This window comes from Psychrobacter sp. 4Bb, assembly GCF_002836735.1.
Lineage (GTDB): Bacteria > Pseudomonadota > Gammaproteobacteria > Pseudomonadales > Moraxellaceae > Psychrobacter.
Genome location: NZ_PJAS01000059.1, coordinates 12,273 through 25,394 on the forward strand (window position 1 = coordinate 12,273; position 13,122 = coordinate 25,394).

At 44.8% G+C, this 13,122-nt stretch carries 24 protein-coding genes; 15 read left to right on the forward strand and 9 right to left on the reverse strand.

All coding sequences use genetic code 11. The annotated features are described in order from the left end of the window. Window positions 1-25 precede the first annotated feature (25 nt). The 9 genes from CXF60_RS06035 to CXF60_RS06065 all read right to left on the reverse strand — a co-directional run bounded on the left by CXF60_RS06035 (window position 26) and on the right by CXF60_RS06065 (window position 4,137). Window positions 26-829: a hypothetical protein gene (locus tag CXF60_RS06035; protein WP_102091205.1), complete on the reverse strand. Its 804-nt coding sequence runs from the start codon at window positions 827-829 to the stop codon at window positions 26-28. A 21-nt stretch (window positions 830-850) separates the two neighbouring features. Continuing rightward, window positions 851-1,510: an ATP-binding protein gene (locus tag CXF60_RS06040; RefSeq protein WP_102091206.1), complete on the reverse strand. Its 660-nt coding sequence runs from the start codon at window positions 1,508-1,510 to the stop codon at window positions 851-853. After that, the gene (locus tag CXF60_RS14400; protein ID WP_180958100.1) at window positions 1,510-1,677 is read right to left on the reverse strand and encodes a hypothetical protein; all 168 of its coding nucleotides are present in this window, start codon (window positions 1,675-1,677) and stop codon (window positions 1,510-1,512) included. Before CXF60_RS14400 ends, CXF60_RS06040 begins: the two co-directional genes overlap by 1 nt. Further along, the gene (locus CXF60_RS06045) at window positions 1,670-2,011 is read right to left on the reverse strand and encodes a hypothetical protein (protein ID WP_102091207.1); all 342 of its coding nucleotides are present in this window, start codon (window positions 2,009-2,011) and stop codon (window positions 1,670-1,672) included. The genes CXF60_RS14400 and CXF60_RS06045 overlap by 8 nt, the downstream gene beginning before the upstream one ends. Then, window positions 2,008-2,214 carry a hypothetical protein gene (locus tag CXF60_RS06050; RefSeq protein WP_102091208.1) on the reverse strand — a complete coding sequence of 69 codons (207 nt, stop codon included), beginning with the start codon at window positions 2,212-2,214 and terminating at the stop codon, window positions 2,008-2,010. Before CXF60_RS06050 ends, CXF60_RS06045 begins: the two co-directional genes overlap by 4 nt. Continuing rightward, the gene (locus tag CXF60_RS06055) at window positions 2,211-2,492 is read right to left on the reverse strand and encodes a hypothetical protein (protein WP_102091209.1); all 282 of its coding nucleotides are present in this window, start codon (window positions 2,490-2,492) and stop codon (window positions 2,211-2,213) included. The genes CXF60_RS06050 and CXF60_RS06055 overlap by 4 nt, the downstream gene beginning before the upstream one ends. A gap of 61 nt (window positions 2,493-2,553) precedes the next feature. Continuing rightward, entirely contained in the window at window positions 2,554-2,727 is a 174-nt protein-coding gene (locus CXF60_RS14405) for a hypothetical protein (protein WP_180958101.1), read from the reverse strand. Between the two features lie 73 nt (window positions 2,728-2,800). Continuing rightward, window positions 2,801-2,995 (reverse strand): hypothetical protein, encoded by a 195-nt coding sequence (locus tag CXF60_RS06060; RefSeq protein ID WP_102091210.1) that lies wholly within the window; start codon window positions 2,993-2,995, stop codon window positions 2,801-2,803. Window positions 2,996-3,459: 464 nt separating this feature from the next. Continuing rightward, complete coding sequence (locus CXF60_RS06065; RefSeq protein WP_228707055.1) at window positions 3,460-4,137, reverse strand: LexA family transcriptional regulator; 678 nt, start codon at window positions 4,135-4,137, stop codon at window positions 3,460-3,462. 152 nt (window positions 4,138-4,289) lie between these two features. Between CXF60_RS06065 and CXF60_RS06070 the strand changes: the two genes are divergently transcribed. The 15 genes from CXF60_RS06070 (at window position 4,290) to CXF60_RS06140 (ending at window position 12,917) form a co-directional block, all read left to right on the forward strand. Further along, window positions 4,290-4,535, forward strand: a complete 246-nt coding sequence (locus tag CXF60_RS06070) for a helix-turn-helix domain-containing protein (protein ID WP_102091211.1) — start codon at window positions 4,290-4,292, stop codon at window positions 4,533-4,535. A gap of 24 nt (window positions 4,536-4,559) precedes the next feature. Then, complete coding sequence (locus CXF60_RS06075) at window positions 4,560-5,189, forward strand: hypothetical protein (RefSeq protein WP_102091212.1); 630 nt, start codon at window positions 4,560-4,562, stop codon at window positions 5,187-5,189. A 2-nt stretch (window positions 5,190-5,191) separates the two neighbouring features. Further along, entirely contained in the window at window positions 5,192-6,070 is an 879-nt protein-coding gene (locus CXF60_RS06080; protein WP_102091213.1) for a hypothetical protein, read from the forward strand. A 64-nt stretch (window positions 6,071-6,134) separates the two neighbouring features. Further along, on the forward strand, window positions 6,135-6,884 hold the full coding sequence (locus CXF60_RS06085) for a phage antirepressor KilAC domain-containing protein (protein ID WP_180958102.1): 750 nt from the start codon (window positions 6,135-6,137) through the stop codon (window positions 6,882-6,884). Continuing rightward, complete coding sequence (locus tag CXF60_RS06090) at window positions 6,884-7,195, forward strand: hypothetical protein (protein WP_102091215.1); 312 nt, start codon at window positions 6,884-6,886, stop codon at window positions 7,193-7,195. The genes CXF60_RS06085 and CXF60_RS06090 overlap by 1 nt, the downstream gene beginning before the upstream one ends. Then, window positions 7,192-8,022 (forward strand): helix-turn-helix domain-containing protein, encoded by an 831-nt coding sequence (locus CXF60_RS06095; protein WP_075106014.1) that lies wholly within the window; start codon window positions 7,192-7,194, stop codon window positions 8,020-8,022. The genes CXF60_RS06090 and CXF60_RS06095 overlap by 4 nt, the downstream gene beginning before the upstream one ends. Next, window positions 7,976-8,584, forward strand: a complete 609-nt coding sequence (locus CXF60_RS06100; protein ID WP_323807175.1) for a replication protein P — start codon at window positions 7,976-7,978, stop codon at window positions 8,582-8,584. The genes CXF60_RS06095 and CXF60_RS06100 overlap by 47 nt, the downstream gene beginning before the upstream one ends. A gap of 25 nt (window positions 8,585-8,609) precedes the next feature. Further along, window positions 8,610-9,131, forward strand: a complete 522-nt coding sequence (locus CXF60_RS06105) for a hypothetical protein (protein ID WP_102091217.1) — start codon at window positions 8,610-8,612, stop codon at window positions 9,129-9,131. A 12-nt stretch (window positions 9,132-9,143) separates the two neighbouring features. Beyond that, window positions 9,144-9,536 carry a hypothetical protein gene (locus tag CXF60_RS06110; RefSeq protein WP_102091218.1) on the forward strand — a complete coding sequence of 131 codons (393 nt, stop codon included), beginning with the start codon at window positions 9,144-9,146 and terminating at the stop codon, window positions 9,534-9,536. Continuing rightward, window positions 9,533-9,802, forward strand: coding sequence for a hypothetical protein (locus CXF60_RS06115; RefSeq protein WP_102091219.1), 270 nt, complete (start codon window positions 9,533-9,535; stop codon window positions 9,800-9,802). Before CXF60_RS06110 ends, CXF60_RS06115 begins: the two co-directional genes overlap by 4 nt. After that, window positions 9,799-10,296, forward strand: a complete 498-nt coding sequence (locus CXF60_RS06120) for a hypothetical protein (RefSeq protein WP_102091220.1) — start codon at window positions 9,799-9,801, stop codon at window positions 10,294-10,296. The genes CXF60_RS06115 and CXF60_RS06120 overlap by 4 nt, the downstream gene beginning before the upstream one ends. 106 nt (window positions 10,297-10,402) lie before the next feature. Then, entirely contained in the window at window positions 10,403-10,711 is a 309-nt protein-coding gene (locus CXF60_RS06125; RefSeq protein ID WP_102091221.1) for a hypothetical protein, read from the forward strand. Window positions 10,712-10,730: 19 nt separating this feature from the next. Then, window positions 10,731-11,147 carry a DUF1064 domain-containing protein gene (locus CXF60_RS06130; RefSeq protein ID WP_102091222.1) on the forward strand — a complete coding sequence of 139 codons (417 nt, stop codon included), beginning with the start codon at window positions 10,731-10,733 and terminating at the stop codon, window positions 11,145-11,147. 215 nt (window positions 11,148-11,362) lie between these two features. Then, window positions 11,363-12,376 carry a deoxynucleotide monophosphate kinase family protein gene (locus CXF60_RS06135; protein WP_102091223.1) on the forward strand — a complete coding sequence of 338 codons (1,014 nt, stop codon included), beginning with the start codon at window positions 11,363-11,365 and terminating at the stop codon, window positions 12,374-12,376. Window positions 12,377-12,476: 100 nt separating this feature from the next. Beyond that, on the forward strand, window positions 12,477-12,917 hold the full coding sequence (locus CXF60_RS06140) for a hypothetical protein (protein WP_416376869.1): 441 nt from the start codon (window positions 12,477-12,479) through the stop codon (window positions 12,915-12,917). The last annotated feature ends 205 nt before the right edge of the window (window positions 12,918-13,122 follow it).

Here is a 13,122-nt window from a genome sequence, read left to right on the forward strand (position 1 = left end):
GGCTGCGAATCATTATTCAAAAAAGTTAAAACTGACCGTCAAAATGAGCATTGAACGGAATGTCATCGTCTACCGGACCGCCGCCATTCACGGCTGGGTTATTAGGGTTTATGCTGTTTTGGTTGTTCATTGGCGCATTGTTGTTCTGCTGAGTTGGTGCTGGTCCGCGGTGGTATGTTGCCCCAGCATTCGGTGAGTGGCCTGTTTGTTGATTGTTAAAGCCGCCTTGCTGACCGCCATTAGCTCTTAGTGCGTTATCAGCCTTTTCTTCGGACTTGCTGGAATAATCGATCATTCGCTCTTTTTGAATCTCAATCTGCTGCGGTGCTGACTGATCCTTTTGCTCTTGCAGGGTTTGACGTTTTTGATTGAAAGCAGCAAACAATTGCGTTTTAGGCTTCTTCTCGCCTTGATAGACTTCAAATTCGTTGACAAACAAGCCAGTGAAGTATTTGTTCATCAACTCATTGGCAACCGTCATTTGCGTAGGTACGTCTTTGCCAGCATCAAAATCATACTTGTTGATCGTGGCTGCTGTTGGGGTCAGCGTGGTAACGCCAGTGACCGCCATAATGCTTTGCAACTTGCCGTAAGAGAAGTCTATGAATGAGCCGTCTTGACGCATAAACCATAGCGTGAAATATCCCTTCTGACCTTCTGCATTAAACACATCAAACTCAAGACCAACCGAACCAGTGTTGCTTGAAGTGGTGTACTGAGCGCGGCCAATTTTGACTAGCTGCTCAGTATTGCTATCAAAAAACATACCGCCACCAGTACCAGCTTTAAGGGCGACTGCTTCATTTAGTTGAATAGTTGGAAAGTTCATAAGTAAATCCTTAAATTAAAATTAGGCAGTTTGCGCCTGTTGTTTTTGGGTTTTTTCTATACCGTAGAAGTCACATATCGCGTCATCTACAGCGTTTAAATCATTCGGTATCAACTCACTGTTAAACATTTCATGCGGTGTCTTAACCGTGGTTGTGCCGTCATTCTTGGTCATAAAAAAGTTTTCACCATTGCGAATGGTGGTTTGCAGCACGATAGTAACCATGCCTTCTAGCACAATTTTGTCGTCAAGCATTTTGCCCATCGTCTTGATTTTTGTCTTACCATCGGTTTCTTCGATATGCGATAAGATATAAACACGCTGATCCGGTGCCATGTTGTTGATCGCAGTGGTCAAGATATTCCAAGCGTTTTGCCCAATACGGTTAAAGCGTTGGAATACTGCATTGCCAGCACCTTCATCGGTCACACCGCGCATGAACTCGTTTGCCATGATGTATTGAAAGTCATCAATAACGACGATAGGGCACTTAAAGGCTGGCAAGTTATCGTTAATCCAGTACGCATTGTCAGCATTAACAGAGCGTATGTTGTTGCCACCGCGAAAGGGTAGGCGCTTGCCCATGACATTAATCATGGCGCACTGCTTTGGGTCCAGATTGTGCATACTGTACGACTTACCAGAGCCGCTATTGCCCAATACAAAAGTCACGATAGCCATCAGTTGCTCTCCTTATTACTCATAAAAATGCTGTCAAAGTCAGCGAGCAATCTTTCGTTGACCTGCTTATCAGTTGGCTGGCGAGTTGCTGCAAGCGCCTGCTCAGCGTGCCAGCGTCGCTCATCTTCTTGAGACCATTCCCACCCAGCTTGATTAGAGTTACTCATCATTACCTCCCAAACCCAGCAAGTAATTAACCTTGTCGCTTGCTTGCTTAACTGCTTCTTTAGCTCGCTTCACGCCAGCAACCAAGCGGTCCATATCTAGGTTTTCTATCTTAGTTTCTAGACTGTAAACTTGAGTCTCTAGACTTAATATTTCATCGTCTAGGTCACTACATCTGCCGCATGGTTCGTCATCAACTTGTACTGAGCCATGATTGATAGGCAGGGCATCAAGCGTGATAGCCAACTCATAAGCAAGCGTACCGGGTTCATGATCAAGACCTTCATCGATAAGCTCGGCATCGGTCATTGTTTTATAGCTAATTCTGGTACTCATGGCGTCACCTCACTCTTTAGCACTAAATCATACTGCTCAGGCATTCTGACCATAGGGCTGTCTTGAGATATTGCAGCTAGTGATAGCTTTAACATTGTCTGCTGCTCTTGCGTCATGCCAATCTGCACTATATGGCCTTCAGGCGTTCGCTTGATTAAACCGATATGTTCAATATCATCTGCAAAACCGTGATTTATACTCATGACCGTCTCCCATACGCCTTGGCGATAACCGAGTTAGCATGTGCCGCTGCTTTAGCTTGCTGGCTAGACTCATACTCTTCTGACTTCATGCTGTCTTCGCTGTCAGTAACCGTATTTTCTTCAAGCCACAGTTTGTGCTCTAAGTGCGTGCGATCTTCTGCTTCGATGCCAGTATCGATAGCGTTTGCACCAGTGACGATGACTGCGCTGGCGAGTAGGGCGGATATTGCGAGCTTTGCTGTCAGCTCTATATTGATTTGCTTTATTAGATGTGCCATAATATTTCTACTCCGTAGTAGAGTGTTATGCCCCATTCAGTTCGCGCTGATTGGGGCTTTTCTATGGGTGATTGTTAGTGCCGAGTGCCTTGATCAAGGCGTCTGCGTGCTTAACTGCTGCTTGCGCCATGTCGTGACTATTAACTTGCTTGCCAGCACTGGCGGTAATAACGCCTTGCATGATGGAAGCAGCCAATTGGTCGCGTCGGCTTAATGGTTCGGTTTTGTCTGCCAAAATTGACTCCTTATCTAATTGGGTTAGTTGTTACGAGATAGACGACTGCGAGCAATCGGCTATGTTGTAATAACTAGGCTTCTTCAATAATGTCGCGACCTATCTCTATCTTTACCTGCACTCCGCTTTTTAACGTGAAGTTCTTGCCAATAACTATTCCTGCAAACATCTCAGATAACCTCTCTTCTTGCTCGATAAGCTCTTCGCCCCATTGGTTTAACACTTCATAGAAAGGGGAATCCGATGTAACTTGAGTTGCTTTGCTCATGCCTTTTGTCTCCGTAGTAGTGGTTATAGCCTTTCAAATGGCTATGGTAAGCAATGCGCTTTGCATCACTTACGATAGCCATCCATTCACGCGCCCAATCTGGTTAAACGCGCTTCAAGATGGTTCTATGTATTCAGGTGTTTTTAAATAGTTTCGGCTAGGTCGTTGCTAGCTGATAATCCATATTATGCAATATTGCATAGATTATTGCAAGAGTGGATAGATTAAATTATCCATAATTGCATAAAATTTAGGATAGGCAATAAAAAACCCACCAAAAGGTGGGCTTGTGAAATTATTGCTTTATTATCTTTCGGTGTTATAAAACCCTAGTTCTACAACAACATTACTCCTTAATTAATCCCAATCCAGCGCTTCACGGTAAACACCCCAACCTAAAGGCTTAACCACAACCAATGTGGCGTGCTTCAGAAAATGGCATATCCAATAATAATAGTATGATCTCATATTGTCCTCAGCATCTGCTTGCGCTCAACTGCAACACCGCAAATAGTAAACGGCACAAAGCGACTGTCTATTATTGGATAATTTTCATTGGACGGTATCAACTGTGAGTACTCTTTACCAGTCTTTTCATCGAATCCACGCGGTCTCCATTTTTTGAAAGTCACCTTTTTTTCACCTTTACGTAAAGCTACTACATAGTCAGCAGGATTTGGTTGCATATCTGGATCAATCAGCACCAGCTCTCCTGATTTGAAGTCAGGCTCCATGCTATCGCCTTCTAGAGCAACCCAATAGACATTCTCACCATAACCCTCTCCAAAGATCGGTCTGAACTCATCTGATATGGCATCGTCATGGTACTCGCAAAACTCGCCAGCTTGCACAAAATTCAGTAGAGGAACGTATCTCACAGGCTTTTTTTCTACCACTTTAAAGTTATCACCGTCATCTTGCGTCTTTATTGAATCCGATAAGTCTTTAAATCTTAAATCAGACTCTTCAACACCAAAGTATTTAGCATACTTTTGTACTGTAGTGCTGCTTGGGCTTTTTGTGTCACCGTTAATTATTCTAAATGTCGTGGATTGAGCGATGTTTGATTTTTCTTGCAATTGATGAGCATTGATATTGTTTTTATCTAATAGGTGCTGAATATTTTGCGCCAAGTAAGACATTTAGAACCCTCCTATTTAATCTGGTGAACATTAATTAAATATATTTTATGCAAAAACGGATATTTATGTAATGACCTATCCATAAGTGGGTTGATATTATGCAGATTTGCATTATAATATAAATACTAACCCAACAAAGGAGTTCAAGCCTCATGCGAGCCTCGCAGCAAATATCAGAGCTTATTGGCGCAGGTATGACGCAAGAATTGATTGCCGAGAAAGCAGATATATACCAATCAAAAGTATCTCGTCTTTTTACTGAAACCACCAAAAACCCAAGATGGCGCGATGTTGAATCAATCAGAAAGCTCCATCAATTTGTAGTCGTTGAAAAAAACAATTGGGACGACTTCAAGGCAGGGGAAATGACCAATATTCAAACTATCGAACACGCTTAACCTCTACTACTACGGAGAATAACCATGTCTACAAATCAATTATCACACCAAAAAATACAACGGTCACGCAACATGCAATCAGACGTCTTGCACGCAGTTGCAGAAGTCAAGCAAGTCAACGTCGCAAAATGTCTTGATGTTGACTCAAGCACAGTCGGACGCTGGCTGGATTCAAGTAAGCCTGATAGTCAATTAGTGCGCTTCTGCGACATTCTGGCATTTTGCGGCCTAAAGATCGTGCCAGCCAATGCCAAGCACTACGACAAAGAGAAAATCGACATTCTTTTTCACATCACAAAATACCACTTCCAGAATTTAGAAGCGGTAGATGACTTCTTTCAGAACGACGCTGGCATGTCTGACAGCTGTGAGTTGCGTTTCAGTCGTGGCGCTGATCTGCCATGTACCAGTACAGCTACTGCGTTTGGATGGGTCGCAAGCCTTTATACCGCAATCAAAGCTTCTATAGTTGCCAAAAATGAGGCTGTTAGACCGTCAGCATTGGTCGCAAAACAAAATATTGAAGCTGAGATAGAAGAAGAGCGTCAAGCAATCACTGCCGACGAGCAGAAGTTTTGGAAAGCGGTCTACATTCTTGTTCATGCTGTATTGGTACTGGTCGTACTGTCAGCAATTCATAGATTTTGGGGGTAATCATGTTAGTTGAACATCATTTTGCGGATTTAAGTCGTCATCCAAAGCCAGTCAGTCCCGAATGGCAAGCAGCGGTTGCTGAATACTTAGAAGAAGTAGGCGCGACTGATCTTGATGATCCAAGCGCACCTAAGCGCAAAACACCGCGTACTGACGCACAGCTAAGAGCCCTTGACGGCTTCAAGCGCACCCAAGCACGCAACAAAGCAAAGCTTGAACATCAAGAAGCGCTGGCAAGGCTAGAGAAGGGTACAGCGGTACTACGTCAGAAGAAAGACCGCACGCCAGCGCTCAAGGTCAAAAAACCCCAAGCGACCAAAGTAGCTAAACCAGCTAAGAAGGTAGCTAGAGTCAGCGTGACTCAGAAAGCACTGTCATCAAAGCAGATGGCTAAGGCGAGGCGTGATGTCCTCATAGCCGATCTAACCGCTGGCAAGATGGTAAAGATGATCTCTAAGTCCGAAAAGGCTCAAAACAATAACGAGCACAAAGACTATCAAAAGCAGCGCGCTGATCTGGTTTATATCAAAAGAAATATGAATATCACGTTGATTCGTCTAAATCGTCTTCAGACCAGCGAGTCGTTTTTTATGATTGATAGCCTTGAGCGTCATGAGCGAGTCAAACTATCAGGCAACTTGATTGGGCCAGACCGTGAGCCGCTAATCAACGCGCTACGCAGTGGCAAGCTATTTGAGGCATCAAACATCATCAAAGGTGGAAAGGCTGGGTCAGCAAGCGTAGCCAATCTAGCCGACAACCACGGTATGAACATCTATTCGGTCATCAGTGGTCGTGACTTGGTTGGTTGGGTGATGCCAACTGATGTTGAAGTGGCGCTGACAGAAGAGCAGAAGCGTGCAGCGAAAGACACGCAATAAAAAACCCAAATCAGCGGTAACTGAAATGGGCGCAAAACTAAACCTGTAAATGGAGTATAGCATTATGAATATCCTAACGCAAAACAATAAACAGTCGATGACTAGCCAGCAAATTGCCGAATTGGTTGAAACTCGCCACAGCCTAGTAAAACAAAGTATCGAAAGATTGGTAGCAAAGGGTTCTATATCCCAACCACCATTGGTGAATGGGATTAAAGCAGCTAACGGAGTAACCCCGACTCATTATGTTTTTACAGGTGAGCAAGGAAAACGCGATAGTTATGTTGTTGTTGCCCAGTTATCCCCAGAGTTTACCGCCGCATTGGTTGACCGCTGGCAGGAGTTAGAACAGCAAGTAAGTGCTAGCCAGCCAGTTATCGCCTTACCACAAGATTATTTATCGGCACTAAAGGCGTTAGTGAGCAGCGAAGAAGAAAAGCAGGTCGCACAAGCTCAGGTCACAGAGTTAAAGCCTAAAGCCGAAGCGCTGGCACGTATCAGCAGCTCAAAAGGCGCTACAGGTATTCGTGATACCGCCAAGGCAGTGGGTATGCGTCAAAACGACTTTGTAGCGTGGTGCGTCGATGATACCAAACCTATGAGCCGTCGCTTTATGTACCGTGATGATCGAGGCGTGCTTAATGCGTACTCACATCGCACCAGTGCAGGACTCATGACGCAGAAGCTACAGTCATTCGTTGGTCATGATGGGCGAGATAGAGCAGAGCCTAGAGTTAAATTTACACCCGCTGGCGTGGCTAAGATTGCAGAGATGCTTGAGAAAGAGCGCAACCGTGAAGCGGAGTTAGTGTAATGGCTGTCATTGGTATCAAACCAAGGTTGCATCGAGTTATCACTGACAGGCACTTTCAAAAGTCAGCCGCCAAAGAATTATCTAGTGGCTTTACCACACTGGTGAGAAAAGGCACTTATCCACGCTCAGGAATGGATCATCCAAGCTTAGCGATAGGCGACCGCTTGGAGTTCATTTTAAGCAAGAAGGGTCTGAGACTGCTTGGCAACCAGCCAGCGTATGAGGTTACAGATATAGGCTTACAGCGTGATAAAGATAGCGGCCAGTGGGTATGGACTGTTGAGTTTAAGAAACTGGAGTTGGAGCCATGAGCTTTAAATTAGTAGCACAAGTGATGGATATTAAAGTCGGCAGCCCATTGCGCAAGATAATACTTATCAAGCTTGCAGACCAGGCTAATGACGAAGGTGTGTGCTGGCCTAGTTATGAGTCTATTGCTAAGACTTGCGAGATCAGCAAGCGCTCAGTCATTACTCATATTCAGAAGCTAGAAAAACAAGGGTTTCTCCGTATTGAGAAACGATACAACAAAGATGCTGGCAAGAATTTTAGCAATAAGTATCACTTAACCTTGTCTAAGGGTAGTGCAAATGATTCACCACTAGAGGGTGGTGCAAATGCTGCACTAGTGCAAATGAGCGTCGAGGGTAGTGAAGGAGATTCACTAGGTAGTGAAGGAGCTGCACCCGAACCTATCAATGAACCTGTCAATGAACCTATCAATAAAGAAGTAGGGGCAAAAAAAGATAAGTCTGCTTTTGATGCTCTTAGTTACCCAGTACCTAGTTTTGTTGATAAAGAAAATTGGAATGATTTTGTAGAAATGAGAAAGAGGATTAAAAAACCTCTCACAGAAACGGCTTGTAAGCGCTTGGTTAATAAAATAATCAAATTGGATGAAGATGGTTTTGATGTTAACGACTCATTGGACTACTCAATCACAGGCGACTATCAAACGGTATTTGAGCGCAAACGCAAGACAATCACTCAGGGGAACACTCATGCAAGCAACCAATCAGCTAACAACAAACCTCGCAGAGAAACTACAGAAGAATACAAGCAGCGGATGCAGCGAGAGTTTAACCAAGAGTTTGGAATCGAAGTACAGCCCGGCAGCCATACAGACTGCTACAGCTAGAGTCTTAAATCTTTTTGCAGAACTCAAAGAAGAGTACGGCGCATTGTTTGACAATAAAGAACATCGTTACACGCCAGCCAAAGCACGCGAATGGGCAGTAGAACTCTTAGAGTCAGGCATCAATGGTGAACAGTATCAGCGTGGACGCTGGCAAGCAATCAAGCAGCAAGACTACCCCGTAGAACGCGCTTACAAGTTTATTCAGCTATGCAAGCAAGGTGAGGTTGATACATACCCCACAGCCACAGAAGCTTTTGATAACGCTTGTAGTCAAAGCGGCTTGATCGAAGACAAGTACGTCAAGCGTCAGTGGCTCCACGATGTCGTACAGCTAACAGCGCACAGAGTTGGCATGGGTAGGCTCAAAACCGCAGATAACAAGTTTCTAGGCTATTTCAGTAAGGTTTACGAGCAGGTTTGCAGCGAGCATGAGGCTGGCACGTTGTCTTTAGTGCCAGTGGAGCGTCAGATTGCACACAGTCATCATCCAGTGCAGGCAGGTAGTGAGGCGGATAAGAATATCAATGAGCAGTTGGCGCAGTTACGGAAAATTTCAGCATAAACAAAAACTACTACGGAGAAAGATCATGGGACTAGATATTACAGCGTACAAATGCACTAAGTTGATTCAGAACCCAAAGATGGGCGACACCAATCATCCAGAAGTGTGGGCCAATCAGGTTTATATCGGTATTGGTAATTCAGAGTGGGAGCAGGGCGATGACTTAGAAGCGGGGCAGGTCTATGGTTTTAGTTATGCGCGCAGTTTTTACAGCAGTTCTTACTCTACTTACGGCAATTTGCGTAATGAGCTGGCACGTATCTCGGGATATGAACCATTAATTGCTGGCAGTAAGTATCGTGGTATCTATGCAGCGCGGGTCTGTGACAACTGGGAGAAAGGTCAACGCGGCGTATTGGCTGAACTTCTATGTTTTGCAGACAATGAAGGCGAGATTGGCACTAAGACTTGCCGCAAGATACTGAATGACTTGCATACAGTATCTAAACACGCTGGCGAGTTGAACGAGTGGAATCAAGGCTTGCTTACCGACTTAATCCAAACCTTTGAATTTGCCGCAGTTGATGGCTTTGTTCAGTTCGCATAGGAGATGGCTGTAATGGCATCAATACAACTAGACGGCTTAACGATAGACCTTACTGACTCGATAGATTTTTACAATATGTGCAACGACTCAGCGAGCGTGGAGCTATTGGGTGATAACACTCAGATGTTGAACATCAATGTAGGGCTAGACAGCTTGAGAATACGCGCACACTTCATGACGCTACACGATGTCATGAACGCTATCGCTGAGGCTAACGGTTTTAAGGTGGTCCCCGTTATTCCTGAAGAGCACGCCAAGGACGCGATCAATCACAGCGAATACTTTGATGCTGACGGCAAGTACCATGTCAACAAGCCAGCAGCTAAGCCCAAAGCGAAGCCAGTAAGTCGCAAGGCTTATATCGCAAAGGCTGGCATGTTGGATTTTAAGGAGGCGAGCAAGTGAGCATTAGTATCTTAACAGACCTAAGACTACGCAGTGATGAGGATAAATTGACTCAGAAAGCGTTTGAAGGTGCCTTGCCAGCAGTCAAAAGCGCAGTTATGGATTCACAAGGCAGAGTTTGGTTGTTTGAGTGCACCAAAAGTCACTTAACACCTAATCATCGCTCATGGGTATCTGATATTGAGACAGGGTTTTACTACTACGGTGGTGGTTTTGATGCTACGGACTGGCAGAACAGTGCGATTGATAGGGAGATAAGTGCGTGAGTAAGTTTATAGCTAAGCAATCAGTAATTTTAAGTGACTATGAAAGCCATAGATCACTATCGTTTCAGTTTTACGAACGCGGCGTGGTTATTAAGAGTCGGCAGGACCAGGTAAACAATAAAGATCGTGGCGCGGACCCAAGGCATTTCTCGTCCTTAATAGTTTCGCACCTAAAAAATGACGAAGCTATCAAGCTGCGTGACCGTCTTTTGGCTCGTTATCCTATCGAGCAGGACAAAGTGAACGTAAACGTCAATCAGTACGTGACATTCAGGCTAACCGACACAGGCGAGCAGATACTGGCCAGCCACAACAACGTCACGCGAGCTAGCAATCCAAATTTAACTGATTATAGCGCTGGCAAGTTCGATGAAGACGGCTTGTGTCGCATGCAATTATGGAAAGCCATGGCTATTTTTGGTGGCTATTGCGCAAATAGTGCAGAGCCGCCTTTCAAAGATTGTTTGATAACGTTTGAGGGAGTGGGCGCGTGATTTTAAGACAGTGCGAAATATGCAAGTGCTACCTAACTGATGGTGAGGTTAGCGCTTGTCAGTACGATAGATACTTAACCTGCTTTCGACACCGGAAGGTGTACAAGTGAAAAAACCCCCAGCCGATTACACACCAGGCGAGCGTAAGTTTGCCGACATCGTTGAAGCGCTAAAGGCTGGCAAGCCGAACGCTTATACATACCGCGTGAATAACGCAGTCACTAAAGACGGGGATTTTGTCATTGGACTGACTTATCACAATGAGCGTCAGTATTACTCAGCAAGCGCGATTGAGATTGACGGAGTACGCGATAACAGCAAGGTGTGTAGTTGGGACGCAGAGGGTGGTGCATTAGAAGGCGATTTAAGCGATTTGTTATTGGCTTCGGTACATTCATCGGTTAGGACGGTTTAAAGACGAGGAGGGCGGTAAATTGGCACGTAAAAGCAGTAAACGACCCTCTAGTCTTGAGCAGTTGGTCAGAGAGATAAGCGGAGAGCCTAAAAACAAGTTTAATGCGGTCAAAGTGGTGATTGACGGCATTAAGTTTGACAGCATAACAGAGGGCAATCGTTACGAAGAGCTAAAGGTGCTGGTACGCGCTGGCTTGATCAAAGACCTAGAAGTTCAGCCAGTATTTATTTTGGTAAAAAGCGTCAAGTTTAGTGGCGATAAAAAGGCCACGCCAGCCATGCGCTATACCGCTGACTTTAGGTACTACGATATCAAGAAGGACAAAGTGATTGTTGAAGATGTGAAGTCTAAGGCCACGGCAAAATTAACTGATTATAGGATGCGTCGACACATGATGCTCGCATTCCATGAGATTGAAATTTTAGAAACTTACTGAGGAGTGGTTTATGCGCAAGTTAATAAGACGGTTGTTTTGCAAACATAAGAGAGCGCAAATACATTTTGGTAATCGATTGCACTATGCAGAGTGTGTTGATTGCGGCAAACGTAAGGAGTTGAACGGATGATGAACGACTTTCTATTTTGCATGGGTTATATAGCGGTACTTGGATTGTGCTTGTTATTCATAGTATCTAAAGGCGGTGGTGAGTTATGACTGATATTAAAACAGGACTTTGGCAGAGCGTGCATGACGGTAAACATATAAAGGTTCGTGGCGTGAATCACACAATAACAAGCATGGTTGATTGTAGCGATGAAGGATGCGCTAAGGTTTACGGTCTTTTAATAGAAGACCTACTTAGTGATTACAAGCTGATAGAGTCTGATGCTAAACGTGACCGTCTTGCGCAAGTAAAACAATCTTCCGGCATATCCAAAACGCTGGCGCGTCACGGCTCGCTTGATGAGTATGTAGATAGCTTGCCTGCGTATGGAAGCCAACCAGTAGTTGACGATACGTTCAACGACGACACGGTAGCGCAGACGTTTGGACCTATTGAATGGGATATGGGTACGCAGGATAAGATCGCAGAGACATGCGTTTGTTTGACTTGCAAATCAATAATACCTTTAGATAGCGTGGAATTTGACATGATAAATCGAGGTCTAGGTTGTCCAACTTGCAAAGCAAATGCTAGCAAAATGCGCCTTATAGGTATCGCAGGACCAGCACGTGCAGGCAAGGACACACTCGCCAGCTACATGCTAGACAATCTAGGCGATAACTGGACGCGCTCATCGTTCGCTGATCCGATTAAAAAGATGCTTGAGGTCATAGGTGTGGACTGTAGTGATGATGCAAAGGCAGTGATTGACGAGCGTTTCTGCTACACACCTCGTCACATGATGCAGATATTAGGCACTGAATGGGGCCGTGAGATGATCCACGGTAATATCTGGGTGGAAGCTTTTGCTCGCTTGAATGCTGGCAAGTACGTAATTGTGCCCGATGTTCGTTTTGAAAATGAAGCGGATCTTGTGCGTGAGCATGGTGTGCTTATTCACTTGACTGGTCGCGGCGGTATCGAGGGCAATCACGTATCAGAGAACCCTATTGAGTTCAAAGCAGGTGACATTGTGATTGATAACTCGCGCGACTTGGATTGGTTGCATGCTCAAGTGGATGGTAATGCGGTTTTGGGTGAGTTTGTGAGTGCTGAATAAATAAAAACCGCCCACGTTGGCAGACGTAAGCGGTTTGGCTGGCACGTAACAGAGCAATGTTATCGCATGTTGATTATATATTATTTTGAGGATGAATCACATGCAGATGACGAACAAGCAAAGAGTATTAGACGCAGTTATTGATTTACACAATCAAGAACAGATAGTCACACGCGAAACGCTATCTGACGTACTGGACTTAAAACAGACCATTATCGATGACAACTTGTCGTCATTGGTTAATGATGATTTGATTCACCGTGTGCAGCGTGGCGTCTATGTGCCAACGGTTGAGCACAAGCCAGCTCGTATTATCAGTAAGATTGTACTGCCATGCGGCACAGTTAAGATCGATATTGGTGATGATATGGTTGTGACTCTAACGCCCAAAGAAGCCAGGTTGATTGGTAGTTTGTTCATGGCTGATGCTATGCAGTATAGCAATATAGAAATAGGTCATCATGCAGCACTTACGACAGCTAAGATGGACTTGGAGTTAAAGCAGATGCGCAAACAGTTGCGCGAATTGTCCGCAGTTTAGTTATAAAGCCTGATTTTTGACAACGATACCTCGCTAAATGCGAGGTTTTTTGCGTCTATGTCTGCAAAAACACGCGCTCATGCTCGTTATTCGCACAATATTCGCTTGTTGATGCGCGATTGCGAGCGTGCGTGCGCGCTCACTGCGCAATCACCCCTGTAAGGTTCGCCCATATCGCTCAACACCGCTAACATTGTGACATTCA